The following is an 11,213-nucleotide window of genomic DNA, read 5'->3' on the forward strand; positions in this document are numbered from 1 at the left end:
GCGTGGCGTCGTGCCACGCCCGCGCGGCGGGGTGCCGGAGCTGTCCGCTCCCCTGTCGGACGGCCGAGGGTCAGGGCTGGGTAGTTGCGGACCCGGTCCTGACCCGGCCGGCGAATGTTCAACCATGCCGCGCGGGCAGACCGCGCGGCCGATCGACTGTCAGGATGGCGGCATGAAGCGCAGGTCCCTCTTGCTCGGCGCGGCGGCAGGTCTGGCCGCCCCGGCCGTGCTCACCCCGGCCGCACCCGCACTCGGTGCGAGCGGGCCGCTGCGGCCGGCCTGGGGCACGGCCCCGGTTCCCGGCTCGTGGTCGACGCTGCCGCGCCACAACCGGGCCAGTGAGCTGCGGACGCTGCCGGCGGAGACGAAGCAGGTAATCATCGTCGGCGCCAGCAGCTACACCACCACCTACGCGACGCTGGAGGCGTACGTGCGGGTGCGCAACGGCTGGCAGCCCGCCGCGGCGAAGTTGCCCGCCCGGATCGGCTCGAAGGGCTTCAGCGACAACCACGTGGAGGGCGTGCCGACCACGCCGACCGGCGTCTACTCGATCGGCCCCACCATGTACGGCATCGCCGCCAACCCGGGCGTGCGATTCCCCTACCACCGGCTGGTCAGCGGTGACTGGTGGAACGAGAACCCGTCGTCCGCGCTGTACAACACCTTCCAGCACAGTGCGACCAACCCGGGCGGGGCCAGCGAGGCACTGTGGCAGGAGGTCCCCGCGTACACGCACTTCGCGGTGATCACCTACAACATGCCGCCGAACGTGGCGAAGCCGGTGCCGAACGCGGGCAGCGGGATCTTCCTGCACCAGTTCAGCACCACCGCCGGCAACGCCACCGCCGGCTGTGTCTCCCTCGCCCACGACCACCTGGTCGACGTGCTCAACTGGCTGGACCCGGCGCTGTCACCACGCATCGTGCTCAGCCCGTACGCCCAACTGAGCCGATACTGAGAAGCGTCGCGGCTCAGTCGGCCTCGCGTCGGACGATCGCCACCGCGACCCGGCAGAACTCGTCCATGTCCGGGTTGAACCCGGCGGCGATGTCGGGGTGCAACCCGGAGCGGGTCTCCTCCAACAGTCGCTGGCAGACCTGCTCGACCGGTTCGCCCGCGTAGTCGCCGCGGACCCGGTCGGTGGCCGCCTGAAGGGCCGAGGTCAGCTGCTCCTCCAGCGGGCCGCGCAGCTTCTGCTGCACAGGATCGAGCCCGCGGGGGTCGAGCGTGACATGTGGCTCCGACATCGGTGCTCCCTTCGTCGGCGTCCGCGATACCCCACCGCGGACGTCGGTCAAACCCCGGTCGGTACGGCGGCGACCCGCACCTGGTACGAGAAGTCTTCCGCCGGTTCCTCGTGGTAGGACAACCGGCGGATCTGCCGGTCGTCGTCGTACAGCGCGACGTCCACCAGGACGCCGAGGTGGGCCAGCCCGATGGTCGACACCCGCTTCTTGTCCTGCAACACGGCGCAGACGCCGCCGAGCAGGGTGCTGGCGTCGGACGTCCGGTGCCCGGGCGGGCAGCGCAACACCAGGTCCACCTCGATCGGCCCGGGCAGCGGCGTCCAGCCGGTGCGCTGGGCCGCGGCGAGGGCGGCCTGGAGCAGGGTGCGGACCCTCGTCGCCTGCCGATGCCCGGCGGCGAAGATGGACAACGCTTCGGTCTTGACCGGTGGCAGGCCGCTCACCTCGAACGTCAGGGCGAGAGCGCGGGTGTCCTGCACGACGGCACCTCCTCGTTGGGACGATCCTGCCGAACCGGGGGAGCGGCGGTGGGTCGTTCCCGCGATTACCAACCGATCGGGCAGGCGTGGGTCGGCCGGAGGCGTGTCGACGGCGGCGGCGAACGCGCCGGCTACGGCGCTAGGAAAACGCTAGCCGACGCCGCCCGCGCTGGGTAGTCGGTCGTTCACCCGGTGGGGCGTGGGGCGAAGGCGCAGAACTCGTTGCCCTCCGGGTCAGCCAGCACCCACCACCAGTGCGCCTCGTCGAGCGGCTCCCGCAGCAGCGTCGCGCCCGCCGCGATCAGCGCCATCGGCTCCGGGTCGACCAGGTCGACGTCCCAGTGCAGCCGGTTCTTGACCGTCTTGGGCTCGGGCACCCCGGCGAACACCCAGTAGTCCCAGGGGAACCCGGACGCGCCGACCACCGACGCGTGGGCCGGCTCGTGCTCGACGGTGCCGCCGACCACCCCGGCCCACCAGGTCGCCTGCGCCGCCGGGTCGGCCGAGTCGACGACCAGCTCGAACGGGCCCGGTTGGGTGCCGTCGCGGGCCGGGAACGCGCAGAACTCGTTGCCCTCCGGGTCGTCGAGCACCCACCAGGTCGCCTCGCCAGCCGGCTCGCGGACCAGCCGGGCGCCGTCCGCGAGCAACGCCGCCGGGTCCGCACCGGCCAACCGCAGATCCAGGTGTACGCGGGTCTTGCCGACCCGAGGCTCGGGCACCTTGTTCACCCAGATCGACTCGGCGTTCGAACGCGCCGAGCGCGGGTCCACGCGGGTGTCGTCGTCACCGGCGTCGGCCACGTCACCGTCGAGCATCCGGGCCCAGAAGGCGCCGAGTGCGAGCGGGTCGGTGGCGTCCAGACAGAGATCCTTGAAGCGCGCGATCATCCTTCCAGCATGCCCGGTCCGGGCTGGCCGCCCGTGGAACAAGCGCCGCGTGGCGGAGTCAGTGCCGCCCGGCGGCTCGTCGATCATGGAGTTGTGGTGGGTGACAAAGTCTGCGCATAACCCCAAACCAGGCACCATAACTCCATGATCGACCCGGCCCGGCCGCGATCGTTGGGCTTCTCCGAGTTCGCGCTCAGTGCTGCTTGGCGTACTCGACGAAGGACTTCCAGGCCGTCGGGTCGACGTGCAGGGTGCCGCCGTCACGGTCCTTGGTGTCGCGCACCAGCACCACGCTCGGCAGGTTGTCGGCGACCTCGACGCAGGATCCGCCGTTGCCGCCGGACCGGGTCGACTTTCGCCACTGTGGGGTCAGCATGCCCATGACTTCGCCACTTCCTTGATCAGCTCGGTTGACTGCCGGCGGGGGAGCGCCTCGTTCCGCACGATCTCCCAGGTCTTCGCCAGCTTAGCGACGTCGGTCGGTGCATCGACGAACTGTGCGGTGAGCTGGTTGTCGGCGTGAGCCACCCTCTCACCGTCGGGCATCTCGGCGATGATGAACTGACCGGCCAGCCCCAGATACATCCCAGCATCCGTCGGCACGATGTGCACCTGGATATGCTCCGCCGCCGCCAACTGGGCCGGGTGCTCGCACTGCTCGACCATGAGACCCGGCTGGTCGAGCACCGGCCGGCGCAGCACCGCCTCGTCCAGCACGGCGATGAGCTGCGGCGGGCGCGGGCGGTGCAGGATCGCCTGGCGCTCCAGCCGGGCGGCGACGATCCGGTCCACGTCCTCGACGTCGAACCGGCCGCCGGCCAGCGTCGCGCGGGCGTACCGCTCGGTCTGGAGCAGGCCCGGCACGTACGCCAACTCGAACCAGCGCAGCGTGGTCGCCTCCCGCTCGAACTCGATCCACTCTCGGAGCCAGGCCGGCTCGGCGTCGAGCCGGGCCAGCCCGTCCAGCATGCGGAGGAAGCGTCCGCCGGTCTGGTGGTGGGTGTCGACCGCCCTCATGTACTCCTTCGTGGGCGGTCGCCCGCCCGTCTCCACCGAGCTGACGTGCGAACCCGAATAGCCGATGCCCCTGCCGAAGTCGTCCTGGCTGAGCCCAATCCCCGTCCGGAACAGGCGCAGCTCCTCCAGCACGTAATCGGTGACGGTTCCCATCGATTCCCCAACCTTCGCTCAGTCTGGCTCGGCGTGTCCCTCATGGGTGCTCACCTGGACCGCTGAGCTGCACGAATGGCGCGAGCACGTATCGACGGTAGTCGCCTCATCACCACACTGTCACCAGTGGCGGGTCCGCCGGTGGCCGGAATGGCGGCGGTGGGCCCTGCCCCCGGGGTCGCTCCCGTATCCCCCTTGCGGGAGCGGCCCCCTCCCCATTCCCGAGGAGGTCGACGTGCTCACCACGACAGCCCAGCAGCCCTGGGCGCGGTGGCGGTGATGGTGGTCCGGCCGCCCGTCCCGCACGTCGCCATGCGCCCGCTGTGGCGGTGCCGGAACTGTGGCACCGAGTGGCCCTGCCAACCGGCCAAGCTCGCCCTGCTGACGGAGTACCGGACCAGCCGGACCGCGCTGCTGATCTATCTCGGCACTCTGATGCACGAGGCGACGAACCAGCTCACCCAACTCCACCCGGATCACCCACCGGCCCGGATGACCGAGCGCTTCCTCTCCTGGGCCAGGGCCCGGGGCTGACGCCTGGCCCGCCGTGGTTCATCCCGGGAAGTGGATCAGCGGCACTCCGTCGGAGTATCCGGGGCCCTCGCCGGTGAGCACCGCGGCATCGTGGTTCAGGCCCGCCACGGCGGCTGCGGCCAGGTCGAATCGGCGGGTCCTGCGCTGCCAGAAGGTCAGCTCCGATAGATCCTCCGCCCGCTCCGGTAGCAGTGCGCAGGCGGGCAGAGTCAGCAGCTTGTGTAGCAGCGCCAGGTCCTTGCCAGTTGCCATGTTCAGGGCTTCGGCGGCTGCCACCACCGGCACCCCGAACCGCACCCCGTCCTCAATGACCTCGTGGACGGGCTCGCCCACGTGCACTGTGCGGAGGACGGCGTATCCCAGCAGGGCCGACCGGTCCAGGATGAGCCGGACCGGTGGTGTCGTCTGTGCGGTCATGCGGCGTCGGCGCGGGGAGCAGTGTTGTCGTCGCCGTTCATCTCGGCCTCCATGGCGGCGCGGATCTTGGCGCGCTCCGCCTCGAACCGCTCCGAGGGCCAATCGGCTTCCACGCCCAGGCGACGGGCCCGAGCCTCGGCGACACCCTGCTCAGTGACGTGGATGCCGGCGGCGAGCAACAACTCCTTGTGCTGCTCCACCTGCCTTCGGCGGCGCACCGAATCGGTGACGTAGGCGCTGGCCATGCGGTGGCCCTGGCTCTCCAGGACCTGTGCCACGTCTGGGGGGACGGAGATCGTGAAGCGGCGCTGCGGCTCTGTCATACGCGCAGCTTACACTTGTCATACTGTTGCGCCTCCACGCTCGGCCGCCGTCTGGCTCAAGGTCCTGCGGTCCCAGCCCATGATCGGCTCCCCTTCCTGAAACGCGGTTGTTTCCCGGCGTGGTGATGGCGCGACCTCCAGGAAGCCGTGTCGATCATGGGCGTGGTTGGGGCGGCCGGTTCAGGAAGCGAGTCGATCACGCGCCGCGTCGGCGTAGGGCGACGGCGGCCGGTCGCTGAGCGCGCTCCCGTCGTGACGGCCAGGTTTCGTGGCTTCGCGGGTGGGGCAGAGTAGCCGCTACAGAGCATCCGCGCCGGTGTTTCCGCAGCTTGCCGGCTCGGAATCGTCTCGCCGTGCGCCGGGGCACGGATGCCCTCCCCGGTCTTTCGCCGAGGAGAGGGGGAGGGCGATGACGGACCCCGAAACGTCTCGACACCGACGCCGACCGGTTGTTCGCCTGGGGGCGGCGGCTGCCGCGCTGGCACTCGTCGCGCCGCTGGCCGCGTGCGGCGCGGACGACGCCGGCGGCCCACCGACGATCAACCTGTACTACCCGCCCGAGCAGAACCTGCAGAAGGTCGTCGACGACTGCAACGCGCAGGCCCAGGGACGGTACGAGATCGCCTACCGGGTGCTTCCCCGGCAGGCCGACGACCAGCGGGTGCAGATGGTGCGCCGGCTGGCCGCCGAGGACAGCGGGATGGACGTGCTCGGCCTGGACGTCACCTGGACGCAGGAGTTCGCCAGCGCCGACTGGATCCGTGAGTGGACCGGCCAGGACAAGGCCGAGGTCGAGCAGGGCACCCTCGCCGGGCCGCTGGACACCGCCCGGTACGAGGACAAGCTGTACGCGGCGCCGAAGAACACCAACGTCCAGTTGCTCTGGTACCGCAAGGACCTGGTGCCGCAGCCGCCGACCACCTGGGACCAGATGATCAGCGCGGCCCAGCAGCTCAAGGACCAGGGCAAGCCGTACCAGGTGCTCACCATGGGCGCCCAGTACGAGGGTCTGGTCGTCCTCTACAACACCCTGGCCGAGAGCGCCGGTGGGAAGATCCTCAACGACGAGGGTACGAAGGCCGTGATGGACGAGGGCACGGTGCGGGCGTTGGAGCAGCTGAAGAAGTTCGCCACGTCGGGCGTGACCTCGCCGTCGTTCAGCAACGCCACCGAGGACCCGGTTCGGCTGGAGTTCCAGTCCGGTTCCGGCGCGTTCCAGGTGAACTGGCCGTTCGTCTACCCGGCCCTGCAGGAGGCGAACCCGGAACTGGCCAAGCAGGTCGGCTGGGCTCGGATCCCCGGCGTCGACGGGGGCACCCCTAGCAAGGTCACCATCGGTGGGGTCAACCTGGCGGTCAGCTCCTACTCCAAGCACCCCGAGCAGTCCTTCGAGGCGGCCCGGTGCATCCGCAGCGCCGAGCACCAGAAGTTCTCCGCCATCAACGACGGCGTGCCACCGACCATCGAGGCGGTCTTCGACGACCCGGAGATGACCGAGGCGTACCCGATGAAGGACACCATCCTGGAGGAGTTGAAGGACCCGGCGACCCGTCCGCTGACCCCCGCCTACCAGAGCATCTCCACCGTGATGTCGGCGATCCTGTCGCCGCCGTCCGGGATCCGCCCGCAGCAGACCGCCGACGAGCTGCGCGGCGCCATCGCCGACGCCCTCCAGTCCAAGGGGGTCCTGCCGTGAGCATCAACGCCACGCCGACCGGCGCCGACGTCGCCGCCGAGGAGACCCGCCGGCCCGCCGCCGTACCGAAGCAACGCGGCGGCCGTCGCAAGCCACCGTTGAGTGAGAACAAGAAGGCCGAACGCAAGCTCGGTCTGCTGCTCTGTGCCCCGGCCGCGCTGGTCATGATCGCGGTGACCGCGTACCCGATCATCTACTCGGTCTGGTTGTCGTTGCAGCGCTTCGACCTGCGCTTCCCCGACCAGCGGGAGTTCATCGGGTTGGAGAACTACGTCACCGTGCTCACCAACGAGTTCTGGTGGACCGCGTTCGGGGTGACCATGCTGATCACGGTGGTCACCGTGGCCGTCGAGCTGGTGCTCGGCATGGGCCTGGCGATCATCATGCACCGCACCCTGGTCGGCCGCGGCCTGGTCCGGACCTCGGCGCTGATCCCGTACGGGATCGTCACCGTGGTCGCGGCGTTCTCCTGGCGGTACGCCTGGACGCCCGGCACCGGCTACCTGGCCGACCTGTTCAGCGACGGCGCGCCGCTCACCGAACGGGCCAGCTCCCTGGCGATCATCATGCTGGCAGAGATCTGGAAGACCACCCCGTTCATGGCGCTGCTGTTGATGGCCGGGCTGGCGCTGGTGCCGGAGGACCTGCTCAAGGCGGCGTCCACCGACGGCGCGACCGCCTGGCAGAAGTTCACGAAGGTGATGCTGCCGGTGATGAAGCCGGCGATCCTGGTCGCGTTGCTGTTCCGCACCCTGGACGCGTTCCGGGTCTTCGACAACATCTTCGTGTTGACCGCCGGAGGCAACGAGACGTCGTCGGTGTCGATGCTCGCCTACAACAACCTGATCCGGGGCCTCAACCTCGGCATCGGTTCGACGATGTCGGTGCTGATCTTCATCACCGTGGCGATCATCGCCTTCGTCTTCGTGAAGCTGTTCGGCACCGCTGCTCCGGGCAGCGACGACGGAGAGAGGCGCTGACATGGCTGTCGAAACCACCACCAGGGCAAAGCTGCGCTGGGGTCTGCTCGACGTCCTCGTGGTCGTCTTCGCGCTGGTCCCGGTGCTGTGGATCGCGTCGCTGTCGTTCAAGACGCCGGCCACCCTCACCGACGGGAACTTCATCCCCCGGGAGTGGACGCTGGACAACTACCGGACCATCTTCCACACCGACCAGTTCGTCCGGGCGCTTGTCAACTCGATCGGCGTCGCGCTGATCGCCACGCTGATCGCGGTGGTGCTCGGCGCGATGGCCGCGTACGCGATCAGTCGGCTGGACTTCCCCGGTAAGAAGCTGCTGGTCGGCGTCTCCCTGCTGATCGCGATGTTCCCCCAGGTGTCACTGGTGTCGCCGCTGTTCGAGATCGAGCGTCAGCTCAAGATCTTCGACACCTGGCTCGGGCTGATCCTGCCGTACATCACCTTCGCGTTGCCGCTGGCGATCTACACGCTGTCGGCGTTCTTCAAGCAGATCCCGTGGGACCTGGAGAAGGCCGCGAAGATGGACGGCGCCACCCAGGGGCAGGCATTCCGGCGGGTGATCGCGCCACTGGCCGCGCCGGGGCTGTTCACCACGGCGATCCTGGTCTTCATCTTCTGCTGGAACGACTTCCTGTTCGCCATCTCGCTGACCTCGACCGAGCGGTCCCGCACGGTGCCGGCCGCGTTGTCGTTCTTCACCGGCGCGTCGCAGTTCGAGGACCCCACCGGGGCGATCTGCGCCGCCGCCGTGGTGATCACCGTGCCGATCATTCTGTTCGTCCTCTTCTTCCAGCGTCGCATCGTGTCCGGTCTGACCTCCGGCGCAGTCAAGGGATAGGTGGGTAGTCATGGCTGACATCGTGCTGGACAAGGTGAGCAAGAGCTTCCCGGACGGGACCGTCGCCGTGCAGGACGTCGACCTGGAGATCGCCGACGGCGAGTTCGTGATCCTGGTCGGGCCCTCGGGCTGCGGAAAGTCCACCACCCTCAACATGATCGCCGGGCTGGAGGACATCAGCTCCGGTGAGCTGCGCATCGCCGGGCAGCGGGTCAACGACAAGGCTCCCCGGGACCGGGACATCGCCATGGTGTTCCAGTCGTACGCGCTGTACCCGAACATGACCGTACGGGAGAACATGGCGTTCCCGTTGCGGCTGGCGAAGCTCGACAAGGAAACCATCGACCGCAAGGTCGACGAGGCGGCGAAGGTGCTGGAGCTGACCTCCCTGCTGGACCGCAAGCCGGCGAACCTCTCCGGTGGCCAGCGTCAGCGGGTGGCGATGGGCCGGGCGATCGTCCGCCAGCCGAAGGCGTTCCTGATGGACGAGCCGCTGTCCAACCTCGACGCCAAGCTGCGGGTGCAGATGCGCACGGTGGTGTCCCGCCTGCAGAAGCAGCTCGGCACCACCACCGTCTACGTCACCCACGACCAGACCGAGGCGATGACCCTCGGCGACCGCGTGGTGATCATGCGCGGGGGTGCGGTGCAGCAGGTCGGGCCCCCACAGGAGCTGTACGACCACCCGCGCAACCTCTTCGTGGCCGGTTTCATCGGCTCCCCGTCGATGAACTTCCTGCACGCCGCCGTGCAGGACGGCGAGCTGCGCACCGCCCTGGGCACGGTGCCGCTCGGCGACCGGGTCCGCCGGGAGCTGGAGTCGGCCGACGCGCCCCGCGAACTGATCCTCGGCATCCGCCCCGAGCACTTCGAGGACGCCGAACTGGTCGACGACGACACCCGCCGGCGGGGCATGGAGTTCGAGGCGCCGGTGGACATCGTCGAGTCGATGGGCTCGGACAAGTACGTCTACTTCACCGTCGAGGGCGAGAAGGCAAGCGCCGCCGAGTTGGAGGAGTTGGCCGCCGACGCCGGCGCCGCCGACTTCGCCGGCGCCGGCGGCAACCTGGTGACCCGGCTGTCCGCCGAGTCCCCGGTCGCCGAGGGGCAGACGCGGCGGGTCTGGTTCAACCTGGAGAAAATCCACCTGTTCGACCCGGCCAACGGCCGCAACCTGACCCTGCACGAGGGTCGGGCCGCCGGCGCGCTCGCCGACTGACAGCCAGATCGCGCCGATCTTGCAGTTTCGGCTGTCGACACACGTGGAATGCCCCTTGTGTCGGGACAGGAAGTGCAAGATCGGCGCGGCGAGGGCAGGGCGCAGCGGGGGCGTGGGAGGGCCGCGCCCGCCGTGTCCTGCGGGGTGTGGGCCGGCGTGGCAAGGTGGTCGCAGGTCGCGTCGTGAAGCGGGGGACGGGATGAACCGACGATTGGCCGCGCTGGCCAACGCGCACGGTGTTTCCACCTGGTACGAGGATTGGCGGCACCGCCGCGTCGAGGTCGCACCGGAAACCGTGGTGGGTGTGCTGGGGCTGCTCGGGGTGGACGCCACCAGCCCGACGGCGATCACCGACGCGCTCGCCGCCGCCCGTGCGGTCGACCGGAGCGCCCTGCCGGAGACGGTCGTGCTCACCCATGGCCGCAGCCGGGCGCTGCCCGGCCCGGGGGTGGTGACCCTGGAGGACGGTGGCCGCCGCGCGGTCGACGGTGAGCTGCCAGCGGACCTGCCGCTGGGTTGGCACCGGCTGGCCTGCGCCGACCGGGCGGTGACAGTGGTGGTGGTGCCGCGCCGGCTGCCGGTGCCGCCCCGCACCTGGGGGTGGATGCTGCAGCTCTACGCGCTCACCTCGGAGCGTTCCTGGGGGATGGGCGACCTCGGCGACCTCGCCGAGTTCACCGGGTGGGCCGGTGCCACCGGGGCGGGGCTGGTGCTGCTCAACCCGCTGCACGCGGTCGGGCCGGCGCACCCGGTGGCCACCTCACCGTATTCGCCGGCCAGTCGGCGCTTCGTCAACCCGCTCTACCTGCGGGTCAGCGACACCGCCGCGTATCGTGCGGCGGACCCGGCGACGCGTGCGGTGGTCGACGCGTTGCGTCCCGACCGGGGCCCTCTGATCGACTACGACGAGGTGTGGGCCGCCAAGCGGCACGCCCTGGAGTTGCTGCACCCGTACGCCCAGCCGGTGGATCTCGCCGCGGACCCGGCGCTGACCAGCTTCGCGACCTGGTGCGCGCTCGCCGAGCGGCACGGCAACGACTGGCGGGCCTGGCCGGCGGAGCTGCACCACCCCGACGCCCCGGCGGTGGCCGAGCAGCGCCGACAGCTCGCCGACCGGGTCGCCTTCCACGCCTGGCTGCAACACCTCTGCGACGAGCAGCTCGACGCCGTCACGGCGGCGGCCCGCTCGGCGGGGATGCCGGTCGGCGTCGTGCACGACCTGGCCGTCGGCATCGACCCGGGCGGCGCGGACGGATGGCAGCTCGCCGACGTGCTGGCCCAGGGGGTGCGGGTCGGCGCGCCGCCGGACGACTTCAACCAACTCGGCCAGGACTGGGGGCTGGCCGCGTGGCGCCCGGACCGGCTCGCCGCCACCGGCTACGCCGCCTACCGGGACATGTTGCCCCGCCCCCTGCGGCAC

14 protein-coding genes are annotated in these 11,213 nt (G+C 70.1%); 7 read left to right on the top strand and 7 right to left on the bottom strand.

Going from position 1 to position 11,213, the window contains the following annotated elements:
• Positions 1-172: 172 nt before the first annotated feature.
• Positions 173-958: a L,D-transpeptidase family protein gene (locus tag PSH25_RS00240; RefSeq protein ID WP_238657003.1), complete on the top strand. Its 786-nt coding sequence runs from the start codon at positions 173-175 to the stop codon at positions 956-958.
• Positions 959-971: 13 nt separating this feature from the next.
• Here PSH25_RS00240 and PSH25_RS00245 read toward each other — a convergent pair whose 3' ends face one another.
• The 5 genes from PSH25_RS00245 to PSH25_RS00265 form a co-directional block, all read right to left on the bottom strand.
• Positions 972-1,247, bottom strand: a complete 276-nt coding sequence (locus PSH25_RS00245) for a hypothetical protein (protein WP_238657004.1) — start codon at positions 1,245-1,247, stop codon at positions 972-974.
• A 47-nt stretch (positions 1,248-1,294) separates the two neighbouring features.
• Positions 1,295-1,726: a RusA family crossover junction endodeoxyribonuclease gene (locus PSH25_RS00250; RefSeq protein ID WP_238657005.1), complete on the bottom strand. Its 432-nt coding sequence runs from the start codon at positions 1,724-1,726 to the stop codon at positions 1,295-1,297.
• Positions 1,727-1,911: 185 nt separating this feature from the next.
• Positions 1,912-2,616, bottom strand: coding sequence for a VOC family protein (locus PSH25_RS00255; RefSeq protein WP_238657006.1), 705 nt, complete (start codon positions 2,614-2,616; stop codon positions 1,912-1,914).
• Positions 2,617-2,809: 193 nt separating this feature from the next.
• Positions 2,810-2,992, bottom strand: coding sequence for a DUF397 domain-containing protein (locus PSH25_RS00260; protein WP_238657016.1), 183 nt, complete (start codon positions 2,990-2,992; stop codon positions 2,810-2,812).
• Positions 2,986-3,786 carry a helix-turn-helix domain-containing protein gene (locus PSH25_RS00265; RefSeq protein ID WP_238657007.1) on the bottom strand — a complete coding sequence of 267 codons (801 nt, stop codon included), beginning with the start codon at positions 3,784-3,786 and terminating at the stop codon, positions 2,986-2,988. The genes PSH25_RS00260 and PSH25_RS00265 overlap by 7 nt, the downstream gene beginning before the upstream one ends.
• 279 nt (positions 3,787-4,065) lie before the next feature.
• Here PSH25_RS00265 and PSH25_RS00270 point away from each other — a divergent pair, with 279 nt between their 5' ends.
• Positions 4,066-4,320 (top strand): flavin reductase, encoded by a 255-nt coding sequence (locus PSH25_RS00270; RefSeq protein ID WP_238657008.1) that lies wholly within the window; start codon positions 4,066-4,068, stop codon positions 4,318-4,320.
• A gap of 18 nt (positions 4,321-4,338) precedes the next feature.
• Here the strand turns inward: PSH25_RS00270 and PSH25_RS00275 are convergent, their stop codons facing one another.
• Complete coding sequence (locus PSH25_RS00275) at positions 4,339-4,737, bottom strand: hypothetical protein (protein WP_238657009.1); 399 nt, start codon at positions 4,735-4,737, stop codon at positions 4,339-4,341.
• On the bottom strand, positions 4,734-5,060 hold the full coding sequence (locus PSH25_RS00280; protein ID WP_238657010.1) for a hypothetical protein: 327 nt from the start codon (positions 5,058-5,060) through the stop codon (positions 4,734-4,736). Before PSH25_RS00280 ends, PSH25_RS00275 begins: the two co-directional genes overlap by 4 nt.
• 409 nt (positions 5,061-5,469) lie before the next feature.
• Here PSH25_RS00280 and PSH25_RS00285 point away from each other — a divergent pair, with 409 nt between their 5' ends.
• The 5 genes from PSH25_RS00285 to PSH25_RS00305 form a co-directional block, all read left to right on the top strand.
• Complete coding sequence (locus PSH25_RS00285) at positions 5,470-6,756, top strand: ABC transporter substrate-binding protein (protein WP_238657011.1); 1,287 nt, start codon at positions 5,470-5,472, stop codon at positions 6,754-6,756.
• Positions 6,753-7,736 carry a carbohydrate ABC transporter permease gene (locus tag PSH25_RS00290; protein ID WP_308193598.1) on the top strand — a complete coding sequence of 328 codons (984 nt, stop codon included), beginning with the start codon at positions 6,753-6,755 and terminating at the stop codon, positions 7,734-7,736. The genes PSH25_RS00285 and PSH25_RS00290 overlap by 4 nt, the downstream gene beginning before the upstream one ends.
• 1 nt (position 7,737) lies before the next feature.
• Positions 7,738-8,574 (top strand): carbohydrate ABC transporter permease, encoded by an 837-nt coding sequence (locus PSH25_RS00295; RefSeq protein ID WP_238657012.1) that lies wholly within the window; start codon positions 7,738-7,740, stop codon positions 8,572-8,574.
• A 10-nt stretch (positions 8,575-8,584) separates the two neighbouring features.
• Positions 8,585-9,793 (top strand): ABC transporter ATP-binding protein, encoded by a 1,209-nt coding sequence (locus tag PSH25_RS00300; RefSeq protein ID WP_238657013.1) that lies wholly within the window; start codon positions 8,585-8,587, stop codon positions 9,791-9,793.
• Positions 9,794-9,992: 199 nt separating this feature from the next.
• A partial coding sequence (locus PSH25_RS00305) for a 4-alpha-glucanotransferase (RefSeq protein ID WP_238657014.1) occupies positions 9,993-11,213 on the top strand: 1,221 nt, incomplete at its 3' end.

This window comes from Micromonospora foliorum, assembly GCF_022229015.1.
In the GTDB taxonomy this organism is placed as follows: domain Bacteria; phylum Actinomycetota; class Actinomycetes; order Mycobacteriales; family Micromonosporaceae; genus Micromonospora; species Micromonospora foliorum.

Excerpts from the sequence above, each read along its gene's own strand:
- PSH25_RS00240 (WP_238657003.1), top strand. The coding sequence starts at position 173 with ATGAAGCGCAGGTCCCTCTTGCTCGGCGCGGCGGCAGGTCTGGCCGCC.
- PSH25_RS00245 (WP_238657004.1), bottom strand. The coding sequence starts at position 1,247 with ATGTCGGAGCCACATGTCACGCTCGACCCCCGCGGGCTCGATCCTGTG.
- PSH25_RS00255 (WP_238657006.1), bottom strand. The coding sequence starts at position 2,616 with ATGATCGCGCGCTTCAAGGATCTCTGTCTGGACGCCACCGACCCGCTC.
- PSH25_RS00260 (WP_238657016.1), bottom strand. The coding sequence starts at position 2,992 with ATGCTGACCCCACAGTGGCGAAAGTCGACCCGGTCCGGCGGCAACGGC.
- PSH25_RS00265 (WP_238657007.1), bottom strand. The coding sequence starts at position 3,786 with ATGGGAACCGTCACCGATTACGTGCTGGAGGAGCTGCGCCTGTTCCGG.
- PSH25_RS00270 (WP_238657008.1), top strand. The coding sequence starts at position 4,066 with ATGGTGGTCCGGCCGCCCGTCCCGCACGTCGCCATGCGCCCGCTGTGG.
- PSH25_RS00275 (WP_238657009.1), bottom strand. The coding sequence starts at position 4,737 with ATGACCGCACAGACGACACCACCGGTCCGGCTCATCCTGGACCGGTCG.
- PSH25_RS00280 (WP_238657010.1), bottom strand. The coding sequence starts at position 5,060 with ATGACAGAGCCGCAGCGCCGCTTCACGATCTCCGTCCCCCCAGACGTG.
- PSH25_RS00285 (WP_238657011.1), top strand. The coding sequence starts at position 5,470 with ATGACGGACCCCGAAACGTCTCGACACCGACGCCGACCGGTTGTTCGC.
- PSH25_RS00295 (WP_238657012.1), top strand. The coding sequence starts at position 7,738 with ATGGCTGTCGAAACCACCACCAGGGCAAAGCTGCGCTGGGGTCTGCTC.
- PSH25_RS00300 (WP_238657013.1), top strand. The coding sequence starts at position 8,585 with ATGGCTGACATCGTGCTGGACAAGGTGAGCAAGAGCTTCCCGGACGGG.